Annotated in this window: 25 protein-coding genes and 1 pseudogene; 17 read left to right on the forward strand and 9 right to left on the reverse strand. The window is 58.3% G+C overall.

All coding sequences use genetic code 11. The features are described from left to right. The first annotated feature begins 103 nt into the window (after positions 1 to 103). From HKD40_RS09490 to HKD40_RS18060, 3 genes and pseudogenes are all read left to right on the forward strand, one after another. Positions 104 to 1,057 (forward strand): acetyl-CoA carboxylase carboxyltransferase subunit alpha, encoded by a 954-nt coding sequence (locus HKD40_RS09490; RefSeq protein ID WP_169195505.1) that lies wholly within the window; start codon positions 104 to 106, stop codon positions 1,055 to 1,057. Positions 1,058 to 1,426: 369 nt separating this feature from the next. Then, positions 1,427 to 2,038: pseudogene (locus HKD40_RS18180) on the forward strand (murein L,D-transpeptidase family protein); the annotation flags it as partial. Positions 2,039 to 2,345: 307 nt separating this feature from the next. After that, on the forward strand, positions 2,346 to 3,059 hold the full coding sequence (locus tag HKD40_RS18060; RefSeq protein WP_169195506.1) for a hypothetical protein: 714 nt from the start codon (positions 2,346 to 2,348) through the stop codon (positions 3,057 to 3,059). A gap of 59 nt (positions 3,060 to 3,118) precedes the next feature. On the opposite strand, the gene secA is transcribed toward HKD40_RS18060, so the two are convergent. Next, positions 3,119 to 5,815: a preprotein translocase subunit SecA gene (gene secA / locus HKD40_RS09505; RefSeq protein ID WP_169195507.1), complete on the reverse strand. Its 2,697-nt coding sequence runs from the start codon at positions 5,813 to 5,815 to the stop codon at positions 3,119 to 3,121. A 389-nt stretch (positions 5,816 to 6,204) separates the two neighbouring features. On the opposite strand from secA, the gene HKD40_RS09510 reads away from it, so the two are divergent. Next, positions 6,205 to 7,110 carry a peptidylprolyl isomerase gene (locus tag HKD40_RS09510; protein WP_169195508.1) on the forward strand — a complete coding sequence of 302 codons (906 nt, stop codon included), beginning with the start codon at positions 6,205 to 6,207 and terminating at the stop codon, positions 7,108 to 7,110. 49 nt (positions 7,111 to 7,159) lie between these two features. Here the strand turns inward: HKD40_RS09510 and HKD40_RS09515 are convergent, their stop codons facing one another. Next, a complete protein-coding gene (locus HKD40_RS09515) occupies positions 7,160 to 7,789 on the reverse strand; it encodes a TetR/AcrR family transcriptional regulator (RefSeq protein ID WP_169195509.1) in 630 nt (209 codons plus the stop codon). A gap of 99 nt (positions 7,790 to 7,888) precedes the next feature. Between HKD40_RS09515 and HKD40_RS09520 the strand changes: the two genes are divergently transcribed. The 5 genes from HKD40_RS09520 (at position 7,889) to HKD40_RS09540 (ending at position 10,855) form a co-directional block, all read left to right on the forward strand. Next, the gene (locus HKD40_RS09520) at positions 7,889 to 8,116 is read left to right on the forward strand and encodes a hypothetical protein (RefSeq protein ID WP_169195510.1); all 228 of its coding nucleotides are present in this window, start codon (positions 7,889 to 7,891) and stop codon (positions 8,114 to 8,116) included. Between the two features lie 100 nt (positions 8,117 to 8,216). Next, complete coding sequence (gene argJ, locus HKD40_RS09525) at positions 8,217 to 9,452, forward strand: bifunctional glutamate N-acetyltransferase/amino-acid acetyltransferase ArgJ (RefSeq protein WP_169195511.1); 1,236 nt, start codon at positions 8,217 to 8,219, stop codon at positions 9,450 to 9,452. A 25-nt stretch (positions 9,453 to 9,477) separates the two neighbouring features. Next, positions 9,478 to 10,227 carry a GNAT family N-acetyltransferase gene (locus tag HKD40_RS09530; protein ID WP_169195512.1) on the forward strand — a complete coding sequence of 250 codons (750 nt, stop codon included), beginning with the start codon at positions 9,478 to 9,480 and terminating at the stop codon, positions 10,225 to 10,227. Beyond that, positions 10,224 to 10,631 carry an 8-oxo-dGTP diphosphatase MutT gene (gene mutT / locus HKD40_RS09535; protein ID WP_169195513.1) on the forward strand — a complete coding sequence of 136 codons (408 nt, stop codon included), beginning with the start codon at positions 10,224 to 10,226 and terminating at the stop codon, positions 10,629 to 10,631. The genes HKD40_RS09530 and mutT overlap by 4 nt, the downstream gene beginning before the upstream one ends. Before the next feature lie 32 nt (positions 10,632 to 10,663). Beyond that, complete coding sequence (locus HKD40_RS09540; protein WP_349236464.1) at positions 10,664 to 10,855, forward strand: Flp family type IVb pilin; 192 nt, start codon at positions 10,664 to 10,666, stop codon at positions 10,853 to 10,855. 3 nt (positions 10,856 to 10,858) lie between these two features. Here HKD40_RS09540 and HKD40_RS09545 read toward each other — a convergent pair whose 3' ends face one another. Continuing rightward, the gene (locus tag HKD40_RS09545) at positions 10,859 to 12,328 is read right to left on the reverse strand and encodes a M48 family metalloprotease (RefSeq protein WP_169195514.1); all 1,470 of its coding nucleotides are present in this window, start codon (positions 12,326 to 12,328) and stop codon (positions 10,859 to 10,861) included. Further along, positions 12,325 to 13,134 carry a thermonuclease family protein gene (locus HKD40_RS09550; RefSeq protein ID WP_248305994.1) on the reverse strand — a complete coding sequence of 270 codons (810 nt, stop codon included), beginning with the start codon at positions 13,132 to 13,134 and terminating at the stop codon, positions 12,325 to 12,327. Before HKD40_RS09550 ends, HKD40_RS09545 begins: the two co-directional genes overlap by 4 nt. A gap of 247 nt (positions 13,135 to 13,381) precedes the next feature. Between HKD40_RS09550 and HKD40_RS09555 the strand changes: the two genes are divergently transcribed. After that, complete coding sequence (locus HKD40_RS09555; protein WP_169195515.1) at positions 13,382 to 13,870, forward strand: disulfide bond formation protein B; 489 nt, start codon at positions 13,382 to 13,384, stop codon at positions 13,868 to 13,870. 3 nt (positions 13,871 to 13,873) lie between these two features. Here HKD40_RS09555 and HKD40_RS09560 read toward each other — a convergent pair whose 3' ends face one another. The 3 genes from HKD40_RS09560 to HKD40_RS09570 all read right to left on the reverse strand — a co-directional run bounded on the left by HKD40_RS09560 (position 13,874) and on the right by HKD40_RS09570 (position 15,864). Continuing rightward, on the reverse strand, positions 13,874 to 14,431 hold the full coding sequence (locus HKD40_RS09560) for an HNH endonuclease (RefSeq protein WP_169195516.1): 558 nt from the start codon (positions 14,429 to 14,431) through the stop codon (positions 13,874 to 13,876). Positions 14,432 to 14,518: 87 nt separating this feature from the next. Beyond that, complete coding sequence (locus HKD40_RS09565; RefSeq protein WP_169195517.1) at positions 14,519 to 15,190, reverse strand: prolyl oligopeptidase family serine peptidase; 672 nt, start codon at positions 15,188 to 15,190, stop codon at positions 14,519 to 14,521. Then, positions 15,187 to 15,864 carry a DNA-3-methyladenine glycosylase 2 family protein gene (locus HKD40_RS09570; protein ID WP_169195518.1) on the reverse strand — a complete coding sequence of 226 codons (678 nt, stop codon included), beginning with the start codon at positions 15,862 to 15,864 and terminating at the stop codon, positions 15,187 to 15,189. Before HKD40_RS09570 ends, HKD40_RS09565 begins: the two co-directional genes overlap by 4 nt. On the opposite strand from HKD40_RS09570, the gene gluQRS reads away from it, so the two are divergent. Beyond that, the gene (gene gluQRS, locus HKD40_RS09575; protein ID WP_169195519.1) at positions 15,863 to 16,717 is read left to right on the forward strand and encodes a tRNA glutamyl-Q(34) synthetase GluQRS; all 855 of its coding nucleotides are present in this window, start codon (positions 15,863 to 15,865) and stop codon (positions 16,715 to 16,717) included. The genes HKD40_RS09570 and gluQRS overlap by 2 nt on opposite strands. Here gluQRS and HKD40_RS09580 read toward each other — a convergent pair. Continuing rightward, positions 16,671 to 17,093, reverse strand: a complete 423-nt coding sequence (locus HKD40_RS09580) for a DUF4260 domain-containing protein (RefSeq protein WP_169195520.1) — start codon at positions 17,091 to 17,093, stop codon at positions 16,671 to 16,673. The two genes, gluQRS and HKD40_RS09580, sit on opposite strands and share 47 nt — an antisense overlap. A gap of 89 nt (positions 17,094 to 17,182) precedes the next feature. On the opposite strand from HKD40_RS09580, the gene HKD40_RS09585 reads away from it, so the two are divergent. The 5 genes from HKD40_RS09585 to HKD40_RS09605 are packed head-to-tail and all read left to right on the forward strand — an operon-like array spanning position 17,183 to position 19,851. Next, the gene (locus tag HKD40_RS09585) at positions 17,183 to 18,097 is read left to right on the forward strand and encodes a LysR family transcriptional regulator (RefSeq protein ID WP_169195521.1); all 915 of its coding nucleotides are present in this window, start codon (positions 17,183 to 17,185) and stop codon (positions 18,095 to 18,097) included. A 6-nt stretch (positions 18,098 to 18,103) separates the two neighbouring features. After that, a complete protein-coding gene (locus HKD40_RS09590) occupies positions 18,104 to 18,301 on the forward strand; it encodes a twin transmembrane helix small protein (RefSeq protein WP_169195522.1) in 198 nt (65 codons plus the stop codon). Positions 18,302 to 18,304: 3 nt separating this feature from the next. After that, entirely contained in the window at positions 18,305 to 18,898 is a 594-nt protein-coding gene (locus tag HKD40_RS09595; RefSeq protein ID WP_169195523.1) for a cob(I)yrinic acid a,c-diamide adenosyltransferase, read from the forward strand. 44 nt (positions 18,899 to 18,942) lie between these two features. Next, positions 18,943 to 19,614: a rhomboid family intramembrane serine protease gene (locus HKD40_RS09600; RefSeq protein WP_169195524.1), complete on the forward strand. Its 672-nt coding sequence runs from the start codon at positions 18,943 to 18,945 to the stop codon at positions 19,612 to 19,614. Between the two features lie 54 nt (positions 19,615 to 19,668). Next, a complete protein-coding gene (locus HKD40_RS09605) occupies positions 19,669 to 19,851 on the forward strand; it encodes a putative motility protein (protein WP_169195525.1) in 183 nt (60 codons plus the stop codon). 1 nt (position 19,852) lies between these two features. Here HKD40_RS09605 and HKD40_RS09610 read toward each other — a convergent pair whose 3' ends face one another. Then, positions 19,853 to 20,515, reverse strand: coding sequence for a TlpA disulfide reductase family protein (locus HKD40_RS09610; protein WP_248305995.1), 663 nt, complete (start codon positions 20,513 to 20,515; stop codon positions 19,853 to 19,855). On the opposite strand from HKD40_RS09610, the gene argH reads away from it, so the two are divergent. Continuing rightward, positions 20,514 to 21,980: an argininosuccinate lyase gene (gene argH, locus HKD40_RS09615; protein WP_211198468.1), complete on the forward strand. Its 1,467-nt coding sequence runs from the start codon at positions 20,514 to 20,516 to the stop codon at positions 21,978 to 21,980. The two genes, HKD40_RS09610 and argH, sit on opposite strands and share 2 nt — an antisense overlap. Positions 21,981 to 21,995 lie beyond the last annotated feature (15 nt).

Consider the following 21,995-nt stretch of genomic DNA (forward strand, 5'->3'; position numbering starts at 1 on the left):
AGCTTGACTCTGCGTTGCGTCGCCGCCACTTTCCGGCCACTTTAAGGCGCAACAGCAGCGCAGGCGCTTTTGCGTTTAAACAATGACCCCTACGGGCGGTGGGATGCAGTCTTATCTCGATTTCGAAAAGCCAGTCGCCGATCTGGAAGCAAAGATCGCTGAACTCAAATCCTTGGCGCAGACCGATCAGGCTGTCTCCATTGATGAGGAAGTGACGCGACTCTCCCAACGCGCCGACGAAGCGCTGGTGGAGATTTATCGCAAGCTCACCCCTTGGCAGAAGACACAGGTCGCGCGTCACCCACAGCGTCCGCATTTTTCTGACTATGTGCGCACCCTCATTACCGAATGGACCCCGCTCGCCGGAGACCGCAAGTTCGGTGAAGACGCAGCTTTGCAAGCAGGCTTCGGCCGTTTCAACGGTGTTCCCGTGGCCATCCTTGGCCAGGAAAAGGGCAACTCCACCGAGACACGCCTCAAGCACAATTTTGGCATGGCCAATCCGGAAGGCTATCGTAAAGCCGTTCGCATCATGGACATGGCCGATCGTTTCTCGGTTCCGGTTCTGTCCTTCGTTGACACTGCAGGCGCTTATCCTGGCATCGGCGCTGAAGAGCGCGGTCAGGCAGAAGCCATTGCCCGTTCGACCGAAAAGGGCCTTGAGCTGGGCGTTCCAAACCTTGCGATCATCATCGGTGAAGGTGGTTCTGGTGGCGCTATCGCCATTGCCACAGCCAACCGCGTGCTGATGCTCGAAAACGCCATCTATTCGGTCATCTCGCCAGAAGCGGGTGCATCGATTCTGTTCCGCGACGCAGCCCGCGCTCAGGACATGGCAACCGCGCAGAAGATCACCGCACAGGACCTCTTGGGCTTTGGCGTCATCGACGGCATTATCACCGAACCCACTGGCGGCGCCCATCGCCACCATCCGGCGATCATGGAATCGACCCGCCGCGCTATTGCGACCTTCCTCAAGGATTTCGATGGCAAGTCGCGCCTCGAAACCCGCGAACACCGCCGCGAGAAATTCCTCGCCATTGGGACCAACCTCTAAGGTCTGGCACCGATCACGAATTAAAAACGCCTCGGATTTCCGGGGCGTTTTTTTTGTGCCTGTGCCCTCCTACACAGTATCGTGAGCCAAAAGCGAAGCGCGTAGAATTGGCGCCTTGATAAGGCTTCGTTCACCGCGACAAGTCATAATGCGCTAACCTTGTGCGCTGTCTCCGGCGCTTCTAACTAGAGCTGACAATTGTCCACCTTCTTCAACCGTCTTGGCGCTTTCGTTGTCTTGTCGCTTGTGACTTTAGCGCTGGCGGCGTGCTCAAGCTTTGTCAAAGGTGGCGATAATCGCCACAATATTCCGCTCACCGGAGAAATGGTCCAGGCGCTGCGCAACATCAGCTCGTCGCCCAGCGACGGCATGGTCATCCGTATCTTCAAGGAAGAAGAAATTCTTGAGGTTTGGAAGAAGTCTGCCAACGGCACATATCGCCTCTTCAAGACCTATGAGATCTGCTCCTATTCGGGCGATCTCGGCCCGAAATTCAAGGAAGGTGATCGTCAGAGCCCCGAAGGTTTTTACACCATCTCGCCTGGCCTGATGCATCCCAAGTCCAACTATTATCTCGCGTTCAACACCGGTTTCCCGAACAAATTTGACCGCGCCCACGGCCGCACCGGCTCGAACCTGATGGTCCACGGCGATTGTAAATCGGTCGGCTGCTATGCCATGACCGACGAGGGCATCGCTGAAATTTATGCGCTGGCCCGCGAAAGCTTTAAGGGTGGCAACCCCACCTTCCAGCTGCAAATCTATCCGTTCCGCATGACAACGGCCAATATGGCCAAGCATGCCACCAGCCCGCATCTTGAGTTCTGGAAGAACATCAAGGTCGGCTACGAAGCTTTCGACATCAACAAAGTTCCACCCACTTGGGACGTTTGCGAAGGCCGCTACATCTTCAACCCAAAAAGCTCTGGCCCACTCGACGCCATGGGTGCCTGCCCGCCGACAAGCTTGAGCGACGCTGTAAAGTCGAAGGTGGCCGCTGACGAAGCCGCGCTGCAAAAGCTGATGGACGCTCAAATGACCGCCGCCCAACGCGCCGCTGCCACCGAGGCCGCCCTCAAGCAGCGCAGCGAAGCCATCACCGGCTTTGTTTCCGGCATCGGCAGCGCCATTGGTCTTGGCAACCCCGGCCAGAACCCAAACATTCCACCGGTCTTCACCGGCAAGCCTGCTACACTGCCCACCTCTGCAGCCCAACGCCCATAACACGCGTTGGTGCCGCATTCCGGCCCCACTATGCTGCAATGGCAGGGGACCTTAGGAGACAGACGTGGACGAGAAAAAAGCCGATACGCCGGATCGCCGAGACGAGGACATCCGTGTTGAGCCCGATATTTCGTCCACACTGATCGATGAAACCATCGTTCCAGCCGAAGACTTTGCGTCCGAGGATCACCAGCCTCCTGTGGCGCGGCCGTCCAAAATTCCGATTGTTCTCTCGATTGCCAGCATGATCGTGGCCATTGGCGTAGCCGGCGCAGCAGCGACGCTGCACCTCGCCAATCAAAACGAGATTATGCGCCTCTCGACCGAGTTGGCGCAGCTCCGCGTCAGCCTTGATCTTTACGCCCGTGGCAGCAATTCAAATTCCGGCTCCCAGCAGCTCAGCGCCCTCACGGAACGCCTTACCGCTCTCGAAGAGCGCCAAACAAGCGCCCCAGAGCCTACTCCAGCGTCGCCGCTTACAACAGCGCCTGTGCCCGCTCCCCTGACCACCCCAGCGCCCACAGCAGGCGTGAGCGATGATTGCTTACCCGCAGGCATGCGCCTCCTCGTCACCACTGGCGACAGCTACCCCATCTGCGATCAGCCCGCCACGATCGACGTCAGCCTTGTCGACAGCGGCTACATCACCCTTGTGGACGGAACAATTGTCCCCTCTGGCGTCGCGGTCCCACTGCCCAATTCGACCTGCACCGTTTCGGTCACCTCCTCGGGCGACGAAGGCCTCACCGGCTACGCTGAAATACGCGTCACCTGCTAACCCCCCAATAAAAAAGGCCCGGATCGCTCCGGGCCTTTTCAATTCTGGATGCCGTTCGCTTAAGCGAAGGCACCATGGCAGTGCTTGAACTTCTTGCCCGAACCGCATGGGCAATCCGCATTGCGCGAAACGCCGACGAGCAGAGCCGGATCAATTGGCGCCAAGGGTTCGCGAGCCACTTGCGGAGCCAGCGCAGCAGACGCTGCGGCGGCCGCTGCAAGACCCTGCGCAGCCTGCGCTTGCTGCTGCGCAAGAGCCTGTTCTTGTTCAGGCGAGCGCACCTGCAACTCAACGTGGGAGAGCTGCGTCGTCACCAATTCACGCAGGTTCGCCAGCAGCGACTGGAACAGCTCATAGGCTTCCTGCTTGTATTCGGTCAGCGGGTCGCGCTGCGCAATACCGCGCCAGCCGACAACCTTGGAGAGGTGGTCAAGCATCACGAGGTGTTCGCGCCAGAGACCATCGAGCGACTGCAGCAGGATCGTCTTTTCGACCTGCTTCATCACTTCGCCCGAGTATTTCTCGTGCTTGGCCGCAATGACAGCGTCTGCCGCCTCGCGGATACGCTCTTCAACAACCTCGGCTTCAATGCCTTCTTCCGCAGCCCATTCAGCGATAGGCGCGTCAACATTGAGATAGGTCTTGGTCGCAGCGGTCAGCTGCTCAATGTTCCACTGATCGGGATAAGAGCGCGGCGGAATGGCCTTGCCCACCACATTGCTCACCACCTCGTGGCGCATTTCTGTGATGGTTTCAGATACGTCTTCCGCATCCATGAACTCGAGACGCTGTTCGAAGATCACCTTACGCTGATCGTTCATAACGTCGTCGTACTTCAGGATATTCTTACGAATATCGAAGTTGCGGGCTTCAACCTTGCCCTGCGCGCGTTCAATCGCCTTGGTAACCCAAGGGTGCGTGATGCTTTCGCCCTGCTCAAGACCAAGCTTGCCGAGCATGGAATCCATGCTGTCGACAGGGAAAATACGCATCAGATCGTCCTGCAGCGACAGGAAGAACTTTGAGTGACCGGGGTCACCCTGACGGCCCGAACGACCACGCAGCTGATTGTCGATACGACGCGACTCATGGCGTTCCGTGCCGATAACCATCAGCCCGCCTGCCGCCAGTGCCTTGGCCTTGTCATCGGCGATCTTGGCCTTGATCTCTTCGATCTTGGCATCGCGCGCAGCACCCTCAAGACCTTCCGCATCCCGCTGGATGCGCATCTCAAGGTTACCACCGAGCTGAATGTCGGTACCGCGACCAGCCATGTTGGTCGCAATAGTGATGGCGCCCGGCAGACCCGCGTCCGCAACGATAAACGCTTCCTGCTCGTGGTGACGAGCATTGAGCACGTTCATCGTACCAACGTTCTTCTTGCGCAGAAGGTCAGCGAGCATTTCCGACTTTTCAATCGAGGTCGTGCCCACCAGAACCGGCTGACCACGATCCTGACATTCCTTGATCAGGTCGGCGATGGCATTGAACTTTTCGTCTGCCGTACGGAAAATCGCATCGTCTTCGTCGATACGCTGAACCGGCAGATTGGTCGGAACAGTGATCACGCCGAGACGGTAGATGTCCGCAAATTCTTCCGCTTCCGTCGCCGCCGTACCGGTCATGCCAGCAAGCTTCTTGTAGAGACGGAAATAGTTCTGGAAGGTGATCGAGGCCAGCGTCTGGTTTTCTGGCTGGATCTTGACACCTTCCTTGGCTTCAAGCGCCTGATGCAGGCCTTCCGAATACCTGCGGCCCGCCATCATGCGGCCCGAGAACTCGTCGATGATCACGACTTCATCGTTACGAACGATGTAGTCCTTGTCGCGACGGAACATTTTGTGGGCGCGCAGAGCCGAGTTGGCGTGGTGAACCAGCGCCACGTTCTCAACGTCATACATGGACGAGCTCTTGAGCAGGCCTTCGGCCGCCAGTGCTTCTTCCAGCTTTTCCGTGCCCTGATCGGTCAGCGTCACCGAACGCTGCTTTTCATCATGCTCGAAATCGCCCTCGCCGATGATCGCCATCAGCTTGTCGATTTTCACATAAAGATCAGAACGATCTTCCGACGGACCCGAAATGATCAGAGGGGTCCGCGCTTCGTCGACCAGAATCGAGTCCACTTCGTCGACGATCGCAAATTCATGCCCGCGCTGCACCATCTGGGCGCGCGAGTATTTCATGTTGTCGCGAAGATAATCGAACCCGAGCTCATTATTGGTGCCGTAGGTAATATCGGCCGCATAAGCCGCCTTACGCTCGGTGTCCGAAATGCCTGGCACCACAACGCCATAGTTGAGGCCGAGGAAATTATAGAGCTGACCCATCCACTGCGCGTCGCGACGCACAAGGTAGTCGTTCACGGTCACCAGATGCGCGCCCTTACCGGTCAGCGCATTGAGATACATTGGCAAAGTCGCAACCAGCGTCTTGCCTTCACCGGTGCGCATTTCAGCGATAGCGCGGTCATTCATGACCATGCCGCCGATCATCTGCGTATCGAAGTGGCGCATGCCCAAGGCACGCTTACCGGCTTCACGCACGGTCGCAAAAGCGGGGATAAGCAAATCATCGAGCGAAGCGCCCTGCTCAAGCTTTTGCTTGAACTCAGTGGTGCGTGCGCGCAATTGCTCGTCAGTAAGCTTGACCAGTTCCGGTTCCAGCGCGTTGATCGCCGCTACCTTGCTCTGATACCGCTTCACCTGTCGATCGGACGGTGACCCGAAGATTTTCCGGGCAAGAGCAGTAAGTGCCATGTGTTCTGGTCCTTTTTAATTCGGAGTCATAACGAGTTAAGGACAGCGCCTATGGCGTCTCTCAACTCATCGCGACTCATCAGAAAAAGCCTAATCAGCTTCTCTGAGCGAAGTCTTGCATGTCCACTGCGCGATTTTGGTTGGGCGCGACAGCGGGCCCATGCTTTTGGAAAAGCGGGTGAGATGTAAGAGTGAGGGGTGGTCTTGTCAACGTATCCGAAATCAGCCACACCACAGCAAGCCTCTGACTTTCCGGGCGTTGCGATAGATTTATAGTGCCAGACACAACGGAGTGCACGGCACATTTTAGCCGTCATGTCGTGCGAGCCGGAAAGAACAAAGATTCGGTAGTGCCGATCCGACATCGGCAAAGGAGAGACCTAATCCCTATGCAGAACCCTGCCTTGCGCCTGCTGCGCGCTGCTAGCCTCGCGACAGTCCTGCTCGCGGTTCCTGCTCTTGCCACCTACGCGCAAGACGCCGCTCCTGCAGCACCTGATCAGAATGCGGTCGTTGCCACCATTGGCGCGCACTCCATTACCGAAGCTGACCTGACCTTCGCCGCCGAAGACATGGCACAGGATCTGGCACAGCTCCCGCCCGACGAACGTCGCGCGTTTCTCGTGCGCATCCTCATCGACATGAAGGTGATGGCTGAAGCGGCTCGCGAAGCGGGTATGGACAAGACCGAGACCTTCGCTCAGCGCCTTGATTACCTCGAAGAACGCGCTCTGCGTCGCGCCTATTTCAACGAACAGATCGTTGCGAGCGTGACCGAAGAAGCCGCCCGCGCCGAGTACGACAAGTTCGTTGCCGAATACACTCCGGAAGACGAAGTTCACGCCCGCCACATCCTCGTTGAAGAGGAAGCAAAGGCCAATGAACTCAAGGCCGAGCTCGACAAGGGTGCAGATTTCGCCAAGCTCGCGGCTGAAAACTCCATTGATCCAGGTGCCGCCAACGGTGGTGATCTTGGTTTCTTTGGCAAGGGCATGATGGTCGCTCCATTCGAAGAAGCGGCCTTCGCGCTTGAAAACACCGGCGACATTTCGGCGCCAGTTCAGTCCCAGTTCGGCTGGCACATCATCAAGCTTGAAGAAAAGCGCCAGTCGGCTCCGCCAACCTTTGAACAGGTTGCAGGCCAAATCCAGCAGCAGCTGATGATGACCACGTTCAACGACAAGGTCACCACACTGATGGATGGCTTGGACATCACCATTAACGACGAGGCCCTCAAGGCCAAGTTCGACGAACAGGAAGCCGCAGAAGCGGAAGCGGCTACCCCCGCTCAATAATCCTCGTCACACTGTACGAAGAAAGCCCGGTCTCGCACCGGGCTTTTTTTTATCTTGTGGTGCTGTTCAACGCGCCGCGCAGCACGCTATCGACGACGGCCTCGATTGTCCCCATGGCCGCCTCGACCCGCCCAAGCAAAAGCTGGTGCCATGCGTAGGAGACGATGAGATCAACGATCAACTCGGAATTGACCTCGGGCGCGCACTCCCCACGCAGCTTGGCCTTTTCGATGATTTCAATAACCACAGCTTTGCGGCCTTCCTGATACGCATAAAGCGCATCGGCCGCCGCTTGATCGGTCTGCGCCTCGGCAATCAGCGCGCGATAGACCGTGGCGGCGAGGCTGTTGTGCCAGAACCCGAGCAGCTGATTGTCGAGGAATGCGACAAGGTCCGCGCGCAAGCTACCCGTGTCGGGAAACGGGCGTTCGTTTTTAAACCGCCGGTAGACGTCGAGCATTAGCGCGGTCCTGTTTGGCCACCAGCGATAGATGGTTGGCTTACCAGCACGGGCCTTTTTAGCGACCGCTTCAATCGAAAACCCAGCCACGCCGCCTTCTTTTAGCACGGCTTCCGCCGCATCCAGAATGGCTTCTTGGCTCGCCGGATTGCGGCGCGCGCCGATTGATTTTCGCGTCACAGCGCCGGTGGGGTCAGCTTGAGAGTCTTTGTGGTCCATCCCCCGAATATGCCTGAGGCGGCACTCGAAGAAAAGACTTGAACGAAACGGCCCGTTTCATTACATACGAAACGTATCGTTTCATTAGAGATCCCAGACATGCCTATCCCCGCCCGCGTCAGACTGGCCCTCCTCCTCACCATTGCCGTTTATCCCCTCGTCACTCTTGGGCTCTACGCACTTGGCCCGCTGACCCAAACTTGGGAACTTTGGCAAAGAACTTTGATTTTAGTGCCAGTGGTCAGCTCAAGCCTTGCCATACTCATCTCGCCTTTCATCAACCGCCGGTTTGCAAAATTCATCACCGGGCGTAAGCCTATTGGTTAAAAACACCGCACTGCAGTTACACTCCTTCTGCTCTGCCTTGCGTCCGTCACACCTTTGAGGCAAACCGGAAAGCAATCGATTTGCCTTTGAGGTTTCGCCCATGGCCGCAATTCCGGTATCACCGCTCGCGCCGAAGACTTTCCCCGAGCTCCCAGCGATTGAAGGCGTTCGCTTCGCCACTGCCGAAGCTGGCATTAAGTACAAGAACCGCACCGACGTTCTGTTGATGGCGTTTGATGAAGGCACCTCCGTTGCTGGTGTTCTCACGCGCTCGCTGTGCTCGTCGGCCGCTGTCGAGTTGTGCCGCGAAAACCTGCCCGGCGGCATCGCCCGTGGCCTCGTCGTCAACTCGGGCAATTCCAATGCCTTCACCGGCATGAAGGGCCGCGAAAGCGTCAAGCACATCGCCGCAACCGCTGCCAAGGCGCTCGGCTGTTCCCCTTCGGAAGTGTTCATCGCTCAGACCGGCGTTATCGGTGAGCTGATCGATGCGTCCAAGTTTGATGGCGTTCTCGACGAAACCGCGACCCGCATGAACCTCATGCCGTGGATCGAGCCTGCCAAGGCCATCATGACCACGGACACCTATCCAAAGCTCTCCGGCGCTGTCCTGGACATTGACGGCACTGAGATCAAGATCAACGGTATTGCCAAGGGTTCGGGCATGATTGCGCCGGACATGGCGACCATGCTGAGCTTTGTCGTCACCGACATGCCGATCGCAGCACCGGTTCTGCAGGCGCTCCTCAGCCGTCACGTCCAGACCACCTTCAACGCCATCACCGTTGATAGCGACACCTCCACCTCCGATACGCTGCTGGTTTTCGCCACCAATAAGGCCGCTGTCGAGCCGATTGCATCGCTCGATGATCCGCGCGCAGAAATCTTCGGCCAGGCCTTGGCTGACGTGCTGTTCGAATTGGCTATCCTCACTGTCCGCGATGGCGAAGGCGCCACCAAGCAAGTGTCCGTCCACGTCGAAGGCGCAGTCTCTGACGAAAGCGCCTTCCGCATCGGCAAGGCCATTGCTGATAGCCCATTGGTCAAGACCGCCATTGCCGGCGAAGACGCCAATTGGGGCCGCGTGGTTATGGCCGTCGGCAAGGCCGGCGAGCCAGCGGACCGCGATAAGCTCTCCATCCGCTTCGGCGATTTCGTCGTCGCCAAGGATGGCGAGCGCGCTCATGGTTATGATGAAGCCGCCACCAGCGCTTACATGAAGGGCGAAGAGCTTGAGCTCACCGTATCGCTCGGCATGGGCGAAGGCCGCGCCACCATCTACACCTGCGATCTGACCCACGGTTACATCACCATCAACGGCGACTACCGGAGCTAATTCGGTCGTCACGCGGAGTACCACAATGAGCATCCCAGACGTCGAAGCGATTGAACGCGCCGGGCTATCCGCCTGGCCCGGCATCGAAGAAAAATGGGATGGCTCTTGGGTACGACGCGCATCAGGTGGCTACACCAAACGCGCCAACTCAACCCAGTGCTTTGACCCTGATGATTTCGAAGACGCCGATCTTCGCATCATCTCGGCCAGCACGTGGATGATCATTCGCAAAACCAAGCCAGTTTTCCGCATCACCCCGCTCGCGGCTCCTGAAGTGTCCGCCACGCTCGACGAGTCGGGCTGGCAAACCATTGATCTCAGCCATGTCTATGCGATGGACCTAGGCGATCATGAAGCAGACGCCGAGGCGCATTTCCTCAGCGTCACGGACCCCAAATTTGTCGCAGCTCAGCAGCAGCTTCAGTCTTATGACGACACGACGCTGACCGGGTTCACAAATCTGATGGCGGTTTTGAAGGTGCCCGCCACCGGCGTGGTGCTCACGCGTGATGGGCAAGCCGTGGCCTCAGGCCTCATGGCCATTGCCGATGGCATTGTCATCACCGGCAATGTCATCACTGACACCCAACGTCGCCGTCAGGGGCTCGCCAAGTCCATGATGAACTCGGGCCTGGCTTGGGCCAAAAAACAGGGCGCCAAATTTGCCGCCCTCAATGTCCAAGGCGACAATCCGGCCGCTATCGCGCTCTATTCAGAGCTCGGCTACACCCATCAATATGATTATCACTACCGCATCCCCGGAGCCCCCAAGTGAGCGATAAGCCTATTCTCCTTGTTGTCGCCTGCGCTCTTGTCGATGCCGACCGTCGCGTGCTGATCGCCCAGCGCCCCGAGGGCAAGAACATGGCGGGTCTGTGGGAGTTCCCCGGTGGGAAGGTCGAACCCGGCGAAACGCCAGAGGCAGCCCTTATCCGCGAACTGCGCGAAGAACTGGGTATTGAAACCAAGGAGGCCTGCCTCGCACCGGTTTCATTTGCATCCCATTCTTACGATAATATTCACCTGTTGATGCCACTTTACGCCTGTCGGAAGTGGCAAGGCACGCCGCAAACCAACGAGCACCAGGCCCTCAAATGGGTCCGCCCGCAGGCTCTGCGAGATTACCCCATGCCCCCAGCCGATGAACCGCTCATCGCGGCCCTGTGCGATCTGCTTTGAGGAGAGCGGCATAGGGCAAGTTTGGAGGCCCTATGCTGAGCACAACATTTTCGCGCTTTATACGTGACACCAGTGGCGCCACAGCGATCGAATATGTGCTCATTGCCGCGCTTCTCAGCCTGACGGCCCTAGCTTCAGCCTCTGTGCTCGGCCCCAGCATTGAAAATCTGCTCAAATACGGGAACGCGGCCAATATTTTTGCTGAAAAAGCCGCCAACCTCTAAGCGCTACTGCACCGCCACGATTTTATAGCGCTGACCGGCTCTGAGCTCATCGCCCGGATAGAGGTTGTTCAAGATAAAGAACAGGTCGCGTCCGGCCGGAATATTGGCCATCTGCGCTGCCAAATTATTGGCCGTATCCCCAGCCTTAGCCGTCACCAAACGAATAGAGGTTTTCCGGATCGGGGCCAGATCGGCCGCCGTCGTGCGACGGAAGCTTTGGAGCGTTGTATCAAAGCCCTGCGCAAAACGCTGACTGTCAGCCTTGGCCGCAAAGATAAAGCGATACACTTCGCCATCCATACGCATCACCGCCACGCGGAAGAACCACTGGTCCGTCTGCGCGAGGCCCGACGCCATCTCAATGCCGTTGTAATTCAGCGCCTGAACGGTGTCGGCCTTCAGGCCCGCTATCCAGCCGGACTTGAGGTACGCCGTCAGCTCCATATTGCCTTGGACCTGCGCGCTATCAAAGCGCACCGCTTCCCCATCGCCCGCTACGCCCACAACCGCGCTCTGCGCATTTTGCAGCGCATAGTTTTGCGGCACGGCAAAGGTGAACTTGCGCGCCGGATTAACGAAGCGCTGGCCCACAATACTGCCCTGCGCCGGACTATCGCCAAAGGTCATGCCAGAGATGGCCGCCAGATACCCCTCGCGATCGGTCTCACCAACAGCACCCGCACCAAACAAGCGTGCCGAGCTCAACGCGGTCTCAACGCGCGCTGGCGTCGATGGGTGCGATGACAAGAAACCATCGCCCTTAGCAGCACCGGCCGAGAAGGCCGCAAACCGGCTCATAACGCCCAAGAAGCGCGCCGCAGCGGTTGGATCATAGCCAGCCTTACCGGCAAACTTGATCCCTTCACGATCCGCCTCAAGCTCTTGGTTCTGGCTAAAGGCCGCCAAGGATTGACGCGTCCGATCGGCAGCGGCATCGCTCGATTTATCCCCACCGAAAATCCCTGTGACCACGCGGTCCACAATTTGTGTGGTCCGGGTCTTGTCGGTGCGCGCGCGCGCATGGCGCAGCGTCACGTGGGCAATTTCGTGCGCGAGAACGGCCGCCAGCTCGCTCGTATCCGAGGCCAGCGCCAAAATCCCGCGGGTCACATAAATATAGCCGCCCGGGAGCGCAAAAGCGTTCACTTCCGAGGTGTCGAGGATCGTCACTTGGAACTGCACATTGGGCTGGTTTGCGGCAGCCAACAGGCGGCCCACAATCCGCGCAACCATGATCTCGGCTTGGCGGTCTTCATAGACCCCACCATAGGTTGCAACAATGCGCGGATGCTCGCGACGGCCAATGGCATCGTCGCCCGTGAGCGTTTCCTGCGACACTGAAGGCGCAGGATTGTCCCCGGTCCGGCCAACGCTGATGTTGGAGCCCGTAATCGAGGAGCAAGCCGTTATAGCAAACACGCTAACCGCCAAGGCGGAGGCACGAAGGGCAAATTTTTTAGGAAGCGTGGTCATTGCCGCCCAAGTACCTCGATCTGTTCGGGATGGGTCACCTCGATGCGTGGACCGTCCCGATCGTCCACCCATCCACGCACTCGCACCAGCGCACCCTCCAGCGCCAGCAAATCAATACTATCGTCATCAAAGAGCCGTTGAGCCGGCCCCTCGATCACCACAGTGAAGTCTTCTTTATAGAAACGGCCAAAATTGAGATAAACACGTGCTCCGCTCTTTTCGGCGGTTAACACTCTGCCCTCAACCAGTTCGTAGTCGCCGACGCGATCTGTGAGCATCTCGGGCCGGTCTGCTTGTCGCACTCGATAATAGGAGTTGGCCCAAATGCCAAGGCCTTCGACGCGCGCGCGCGCTTCGGCGGCCAAAAGCGGGCCGAGGCATTTGCGATTATCGGGGAAAGAATAGACCCGCGCCAAGCCGTTCGCGACCATATGCAGTTGCGACCAGATCAGCGTCTCGCCGTCTTCGACAAACACATGGGCGAGCGAGCGGTCATAGCGGTCGATCTCTTGCCCACCATAACCCAATTGGACGCGCTTATTGAGCGCTAGTGCTTCAAGCTGCGCCTTCGCCTCTTCGGCGAGCGGCCAGGTTGGAAACCCTTCCCGACCCAATGGCAATTTTGGCGCTTGTGTCCCGATCATCCGCACCGTGATCCCACTATCGAGCACGATGGTATCGCCGTCGGTGACCTGCACCACCAGCCCGCCTTTGACCATGCGCAATTCGGCACAGCTTTCCGCCGCCGCCGGACTGACCGCCGCCAAAATTCCTGCACTGATTGAGGCCAGAGTGACGCTGCGCAATACCACCACCTTAGATCAATACTTTGTTCACCATGCACCACAACTGGGCAAAAAAGGATTACCGGCCTGCACCAGCTTAAGGCCAATCGCATCAACTTTCGTCCGCTGCGATCACAATTTCGCGCGCGACATTGCCCTATGCTTGTGGCGAAATAAGGCACACACAACAAACTTGCGCTTTGTCTGGGTTTTGACATGAATACGGGCTATGCGCCTGCCACCTAATCGCGTCAGCAGAGAAAACTAAATGGCTCGTCCGTTCGAACGAATTGCCGCCGGGATCGCCTTTATCCTAGGCCTCGCCACCATTCTGGGAGCCCTCGGCTCCCAATACATCGGCGGTCTCCAGCCCTGCGACCTCTGCCTGCAACAGCGCATGCCCTATTATTGGGGCCTCCCCCTCTTGGCCCTGATTCTGGTGCTTTGGGGCCGCCTACCCAAGCAGGTCAAAATCGCCGGCATGGCGATTGTTGCGGCGCTGTTTGCCTATGGCGCTTATCTTGGCGCGTTCCACTCTGGCGTCGAATGGGGCTTCTGGCCCGGCCCGACCACATGCTCTGGCCTTGGCGAAAGCCTCTCGCTCGATTCGCTCAATGACCTGAAGCCGGTTATCGGCTGCGACGTGGTGCAGTTCCGCTTCCTGGGCATTTCCATGGCTGGCTATAACGCCATCATCTCTCTGGCAATCGCGGGCCTGCTGACCCTGTCCATCCTGCGCACATCGCGTCAGCGCTAAAGCCTAGGGCTCAAGCTCGATGTCCCAATAGAGATAATCGAGCCAGCTCTTATGCAGATGATTGGGCGGGAAAGACCGCCCATTATTGTGCAGGTCATGCACACTTGGCGCAAAAGGCGTCTGCCGAGGAAACATCTTGATCTCACTCGGCAGGCGGTTGGCTTTGCGCAGATTGCACGGCGCGCACGCCGCCACCACATTCTCCCAAGTCGTCAGCCCGCCCTTAGAGCGCGGAATAACGTGGTCGAAGGTCAGATCGTGCGGATTGCCGCAATACTGGCATTGGAAGCGGTCGCGCAGGAACACATTAAAGCGCGTGAAAGCCGGGAAACGCACCGGCTGCACATAGTCTTTCAGCGCCACAACACTGGGCAGACGCATATCGAAACTGGGAGAATGGATCACCGTGTCGTAGTGCGACACGATGTTGACCCGATCCAGATACACCGCCTTAATCGCATCCTGCCACGACCATAAAGACAGTGGGTAGTAACTGAGCGGCCGGTAGTCGGCGTTCAGTACCAGTGCGGGACAAGTCTCAGGCGACACATGGATAGTCACTTGAGTCTCCCGAAACGGGAATCGTGTAAGGCCATAGCGCAGTAATACTACGCCGTTTGTGTCGCCTGTGTGAAGCAGATGCCGGATTTATTTTTGGCTGACTGCCGAAATAAAATTCGTCATGAAATCAAGACCATCGGGTGCAATTCCATGACCGACGCCACGGCTCACGTGATAGTGCACGTCAAATTTTTCATCGCGCAGAATGCGGTCAGCGTCGGCGCTGTGATTGGGGTCGACAACCTCATCCATATCGCCATGCACGAGGCATACCGGCGGCTTGGCCAGCGCGTCCGAGCCAAACTGTTCTGGCGGCAGGAAAGCGCCGGAGACTCCGATTACCCCCATCAGCTGCTGGGACTTAGGCAGGGCCAATCCCGTGTGCAGCGCCATCATCGCGCCTTGGCTAAAGCCCCCCAAAATTGTGCGCTCGGGCAAAATCCCAGTCTGGCTCCACAGATCGTTGAGAAACTCTTCCAAAACCGGACGGGCCGTCACCACGCCCGTCTGGCGATTAGCAAGGCGGTCCGCGCTCGGGTCCCAATCAATAGGGAACCACTGAAAACCAGCGCTGAATTGACCAACCGGTTGCGGCGCGTTCGGCGAGATAAACAGCGCACCGGGCAGCAGATGCTGCCAATGGCTCGCCAGACCAATCAGATCATTGCCGTCGCTGCCATAACCATGGAGCAAAATCACTGCACTATCGGGTGCTTGGCCATTTGCCGGAGCCACCATCGGGCCAGAGAGTTTGGTCACAGCAGGCTTCCTTCTCGATTCTTCATGGCGGCAAAATAACGCCAAAATAAAATAGCCGCGGCGGATCGGTGCGGCGACCAGTCCTGGGCAATGCCAATCATTTCTTTGATCGTCGGGCGAGCGTCAAGACCAAGCCCGGAATGGGCGGCCTTGAGCAAGGCCAAATCCCCGGCTGGAAAAATATCCGGATGCCCGGCGCAGAACAGCAGATACACCTCGGCCGTCCAGGGGCCGATCCCCTTCAACTGCACCAGTCTGGCCACCGCCTCTTCAGCAGGCAAAACCTCCACCGCCGCCAAATCGATCTCACCCGCGCTAATCGCTTCGGCGACGCCGCGCATGGTCGCATATTTGCTGCGCGAGAACCCGGCCCCGCGAATGTCGTCCTCAGACACGCCAAGATAGCCATCGGGCTCAAGTGCGCCCGGAAGCGCCGAATACCGCGCCCATATTGCTGCTGCGCTTTGCACTGAAACCTGTTGCCCACAGACAACCTTCCCGAGCCCGGCAAAGCCCTTGGGATTGACCCGCGGCTCAACAACGCCCGCCACCGCCCGCATTGGTGCCAGCTGGGGCCAAAACCCCACGAGCTGGTCCACATGCCAGGCCAGTCCCTCGGGGTGATCAATGCGCGGTGTTGCAAGGGCCAAATCTTTGGTAAGTCTCTGCGCCATGTCTCAGCCGATCCTTCGCTTCGCTCCCAGCCCCAATGGCTATCTCCATCTGGGCCACGCCCTCTCCGCCTTCCTCACTTGGGAGGCGGCCGAAAAGCTGGGCGGCACTGCTCATCTGCGCATCGAAGACATCGACCTCAACCGCTGTAAACCCGAATTTACCCAAGCGATCTTTGAAGACCTAGCTTGGCTGGGCTTGTGCTGGCCTCAACCGGTGCTGATCCAGTCCGAACGGCTCGAGCTTTATGCCGATGCGGCCAATGTTTTGCGCGACCAAGCGCTGATCTACCCGTGCTTTTGCACCCGCGCTGAAAGCGCCGAACACGCCACCGAAACCGATCCAGACGGTGCGCCAATCTATCCCGGCACCTGCCGCCACCTCTCCAATGCCGAGCGCATCGAGCGCTTGGAGCGGGGCGACGCCGTTCAGTTCCGCCTCGATACCGAAGCGACACGCGACCGCGTTGGCATGCTGACCTATACCGTCGTCGGCCCCACTGTGCTCGACCGGCCGCAAGTGCGCTACGCCCGGCCCGAACGTTGGGGCGATGTGGTGCTGCAACGCAAAGACACGCCCACGAGCTACCACCTCTCTGTTGTTGTCGACGACGCCGCAGAGGGTGTTACCCATGTCACCCGTGGCCGCGATCTCGAGGCGGCAACCGATATTCACGTTCTCTTGCAAGCCATATTGGGCCTTAAGAGCCCGATCTATCACTTCCACCGCCTGCTCAAGGACGAGACGGGAGCAAAGCTCTCCAAATCGCGCAATTCCAAAAGCCTGCGCGATTTGCGGGCTGAGGGGCTCACCCCAAACGATGTGCGTCGGTTGATTGGTCTGCCTGAACGCTGAGCTTGTCCCGTCCAATCCGGCCAAGGTGCGTCACCCCAAAAGCCAGTCGCGACTTGAGGCCATAGCCCAACATGCGGTCAAATCCCGTGTGAGCGAGCAGCAGCAGCCCAATTGCGCAAAGAAACGGGGCGGACAGCATCGCGCCAAGAGCGAAGACACCCGCGCCCAATCCATAATTGTGGACGCTATTATAGATCCACGCCCCCATGCGCGGGCCCAAGACATAGCCCAAAAAGCTCAGATCGGGCGCAAAGAACACCACAATTGCCGCCCAAACTGGCAAGCCATAATCCCCGCTCAGCATAACACCGAGCGCCACGGCAAACAGCACCGCCCCCTCGACCCGCTGCCATCGCTGTGTAAACCGCTCGTCCATCGCCGCCGTCCTCAATCTTGTTCGATTGAGGAATGGCCGATACAGTTCTGAATAGAAATCCGCCAAAACTGGACGATTAATATTCAAAAATGAATAGAGAGCCCGATTGGAATTTTTGGCGCAGTTTTGCCGCCGTGGTCGAGCACGGCTCGCTCTCTGGCGCCGCTCGGGCGCTGTCGATCAGCCAGCCCACCATTGGTCGCCATATTGAGGCGCTTGAGTTAGCGCTCGCGCTCAAACTCTTTGATCGCACCCTGTCGGGCCTCAAACCCAACGCCACCGCCCTCCGGCTATACGAGCCCATTCGCACCGCGCAAGCGGCAATCGCTGAGGCCAACATCCGCGCCACAGGGGCGCAGGACACGCTCTTAGGCACCGTCCGCATTACCGCCAGCCTCATCATTTCTCACCACGTCCTGCCGGCCATTTTAGCGCCGATCCGCCTCGCCTATCCCAATATTGCCCTGGAGATCATTCCCTCGGACACCAGTGAAAACCTGCTGCTCAATGACGCCGACATCGCCCTGCGCATGTTTCGTCCGACCCAGCTGGAGTTGATCAGCCGTCACTTGGGCTCCACGGATATTGTCGCCCTCGCTCATGAGACTTATTTGGCGCGCCGCGGCACGCCCCGAACGCTGGACGAGCTTTTTCAGCATGATCTCATCGGATTTTCTGGCTCCACCGCCTTGATCGACCACGCCAAAACGCTCGGCTACACTCTCACCGACGACAATTTTGCTATTCGTTCGGCCGATCAGGCCTATCTCTGGGAAGCGATCAAAGCCGGACTCGGCATAGGGTTTGGGCAGAAAGTTCTTGCCCAAACGACATCAGGACTTGTTGTCCTCCCCATCGACATCAAAGCCCCGCCTTTGCCTTTCTGGCTCACCACCCACGAGCACTTGTTCACCTCACCCCGAATCCGTGCCATTTATGACGCACTCGCCAATGGGATAACCGCCTATATAAGAGGCGAACCCAAGACCCCATCGATCGGTTAGGTCCAAATGGAAACCCTTCTCAATATCGCCATCGGCCTCGTCATGCTGTTCGTGGTCATCGTTCTGGGCATGGGCCTGTGGAACATGCTCAAGGGCGGCTCCGGCAACACCAGCCAGAAGCTCATGCGCTTGCGCGTCATCGGTCAGGGCGTCGCCCTGCTGCTGCTGCTCATTGCCTTGGCCCTCTTCGGCGGCAGCCGCTGATCCATGGTCAAGCTCAACGCCATCTACACCAAGACCGGTGACAACGGCACCACGGGTCTGGTGCGCGGTCCCCGTCGCCCCAAGCACGATCTGTGCATCGACGCCTTCGGCACGGTCGACGAAACCAATGCCTTCATCGGTCAGGCGCGTCTTCACACCGCAGATTTTCCGGCCATTGATGCCGTGCTCGGCCGCATTCAGAACGATCTCTTCGATCTCGGCTGCGATCTTGCGACACCCGGCGCCGATAGCCCGGAAGATCCCTATCCAAGCCTGCGCATTCGCCCGGTACAGACCGCCTATCTCGAAGAGCAGATCGATCTCTACAATGCCGATCTCGCCCCGCTGACGAGCTTTATCCTGCCCGGCGGCTCGCCTCTGGCGGCCCTGCTCCACGTGATCCGCACCGTCGCGCGTCGTGCCGAACGGCTGGTTGCCGAACTTCTTGAAGTCGAACCGGAAACCAGCGCCGAAACCCTGCGTTATCTTAATCGCCTCTCGGACCTTATGTTCGTCCTCTCGCGCACCACCAATGGCAATGGCGCAAAGGATGTCTTGTGGGTTCCGGGCAATTATGGTGACATCTCAAAAGGCTGACAGGCACAGCCGATCTTTTTTGGAGACCGGCTCTGTTCGTTCCTTTGCATGATAGAAACGCCATCCGTCACGTTCGTTTCCCCTATGTGACCTATGGGCTGATGGCGTTCACCATCCTCGTCTTCTGCTTTCAGGCGATTTTGCCGCCAGCCGATTTCGATCAAGCCACCATCAATTTCGGCATGATCCCGATTGTGGTGCGCGATCTCTATCCCCAGCCTGTGCCGTGGCTGCCCGATTGGGCGACGCTCTTCACCTACGCGTTTTTACACGCCGATTGGCTGCATCTGTTGAGCAACATGCTCTTCCTCTGGGTGTTCGGCGACAATGTCGAAGACGCCTTTGGGCACGTGCGCTATTTTCTGTTTTATGGGGCCTGCGCCATCCTCGCCGCCCTCTTCCACCTCGCCTTCAACCTCGATGGCAATGGGCCATTGATCGGCGCCTCTGGTGCTGTGGCCGGGGTGATGGGCGCCTATATCCTCTTGTATCCGCACGCCCGCGTCTTTGTGCTCGCCAAAATCGTCATCCCCATTCCCGTGCCAGTTCCGGCCTTCTGGATGCTCGGGTTCTGGATCGCCATGCAGTTGTTTTACGCCATTCTCGGCTCGCCCGACGCAGTGGCATGGTGGGCGCATTTGGGCGGCTTCGTCGCGGGCATGGCATTAACGCCAATTTTCAAACGACGTGACGTGCCTTTGTTCGGTGGACGGTAAGCTTGTTTTAAGCACTAGGGCCTAGCTTTGGCCCACCATACAAGAGGTCTCAGGATGAGCGCCGAACTGGCATCGACAGCCCTAGGCATGCGTCAGCAGCACATGCAGCAACAAATCAGCGTCGCGCTGGTGAAAAAAGCTCATGACATGCAGACGGAAACGCTCGAGATGCTGATGCAGGTGGCGCTCAATGCGCCACCGCCCGGTCAAGGCATCTCGGTCGACAAGATCGCCTAAATCAGCTGCGCAGGCTCAAAAGCGCCTTCACAACATTCTTGCCATCTTCGGTCTGCCACTCGGCAGGGCCCTGCAACACGGCCAGCTCGCACCCTTCTGGGTCGAGCAAGAGCGTCGCTGGCAGGCCAATCGCCACCGCCTGACGCTTCAACCGCTCGAACGCTGCAAACGTGTTGTCGGCATAAAGCGGCAAGTTCTGGAACTGCCCTTCATCCAAAAACTGCTGCGCCTTACCCAAACCGTCCGAACCAATATCGAGATTGATCGGCAAAACCATAAAGCTGTCGGAATTGAACTCGGTCGCAATCGCGTCGAGCGCCGGCATTTCCTCGCGGCACGGCACACACCAACTCGCCCAGAAATTGACCAGCAGCGACTTTCCATTGAACGAGGCAATGCTCATATCCGTGCCGTCAATGTCCTTAAAGGCCATATCGGCATAGCCGCGACCTTCGCCGGTGCCGTTCAAAGCGGCCAATTCACCCACCGCCGCGCCATCAATAATCTGTGCTGCAGCGGCCTGAACTGGACATTCATTCGCTTCCCCGGCATTGCCGAGCATCAGCCATGCCGCTATAGACCCACCAACCACCACAAGTCCCGCCGCAGCTGGCATGATCCAGCGCATCGCGGTTGAGGATCGATCTGAGCGGATATTGGCCATGGTGTCTCCGGACAAGTCTTCGAGCAATAAGATGTGGGGCGGTCGGTTTGCCGAGGCGCCCGATGCGATTATGGAAGAGATCAACGCCTCGATCGGCTTTGATCAGCGCCTCTTCCGTCAAGATATTGCCGGTTCTAAGGCACACGCGACAATGTTGGAAGCCACGGGCATTTTGACGCGCGAAGATCGCGACGCCATTTTGACCGGACTCGACGAAGTTTTGGGCGAAATCGAGAGCGGCGAGTTCAAATTCTCCCGTGCGCTCGAAGACATCCACATGAACGTAGAGTCACGTTTGCGTGAGAAGATCGGCGATGCTGCAGGCCGTTTGCACACTGCCCGCTCGCGCAATGATCAGGTCGCGACCGACTTCAAGCTCTATGTGCGCGATTACATCGACCACCTGGTCGCCCAGATTAAAAAGCTCCAGTTCGCTTTGGTGCTGCGCGCCGAAGACGAAGCCGAAACCATTCTACCGGGCTTCACCCATCTGCAAAATGCCCAGCCGGTGACCTTTGGCCACCATCTGCTCGCTTATGTCGAAATGCTCGGCCGCGACGCAGGTCGCCTGGAAGACGCGCGCAAGCGTCTCAATGAAAACCCATTGGGTTCGGCAGCCCTCGCTGGCACGCCTTATCCGATCAACCGCGAAATGACCGCTTCGGCGCTCGGCTTTGATCGCCCAACCGCCAATTCGCTCGACGCTGTGTCTGACCGCGATTTCATCCTCGAAACCCTTGCAGCAGCGGCCATCTGCGCCATGCACCTGTCGCGTTTCGCTGAGGAAATGGTCATCTGGTCTTCGGCCCAGTTCAGCTTCGTAAAGCTCTCGGACAAGTTCACCACCGGCTCGTCCATCATGCCGCAGAAGCGCAATCCCGATGCTGCCGAATTGGTTCGCGCCAAGATCGGTCGCATTATGGGCTCGCTCAATTCCCTGCTCGTCGTCATGAAGGGGCTGCCTTTGGCCTATTCCAAGGACATGCAGGAAGACAAGGAAGTGGCGTTTGACGCGCTCGACGCGCTCTCGCTCTCCCTTGCTGCCATGACCGGCATGGTTGGCGACATGCAGCCAAACCGCGACAAGATGCATGCCTCGGCTTCGGCTGGCTTCTCGACCGCCACCGACGTTGCCGATTGGCTGGTGAAAGAGCTGAACATTCCGTTCCGCGATGCCCACCACATCACCGGCGCTATTGTTTCGGCGGCAGAGAAAAAGGGCTGCGATCTCGAAGGTCTGACCATCGAAGACTTTAAGGCGGTCGACGAGCGTATCGACAGCCGCATCCATAAGGTCATCACTGTGGAAGCCTCTGTTGCCGCCCGCAAATCTTACGGCGGCACCGCCCCGAGCAATGTCGTGGCACAGGCCGCGCGTTGGAAATCCTTGCTCACCGGGGAGACCCACGAACCGCGTGCGCTAAAAGCCAAAAAGTCTGGCCACGGCGACGGCGGCATCGAATAAGCCAAAACAAAAAAG

It is taken from the genome of Devosia sp. MC1541 (assembly GCF_012847305.1).
Taxonomy (GTDB): Bacteria; Pseudomonadota; Alphaproteobacteria; order Rhizobiales; family Devosiaceae; genus Devosia.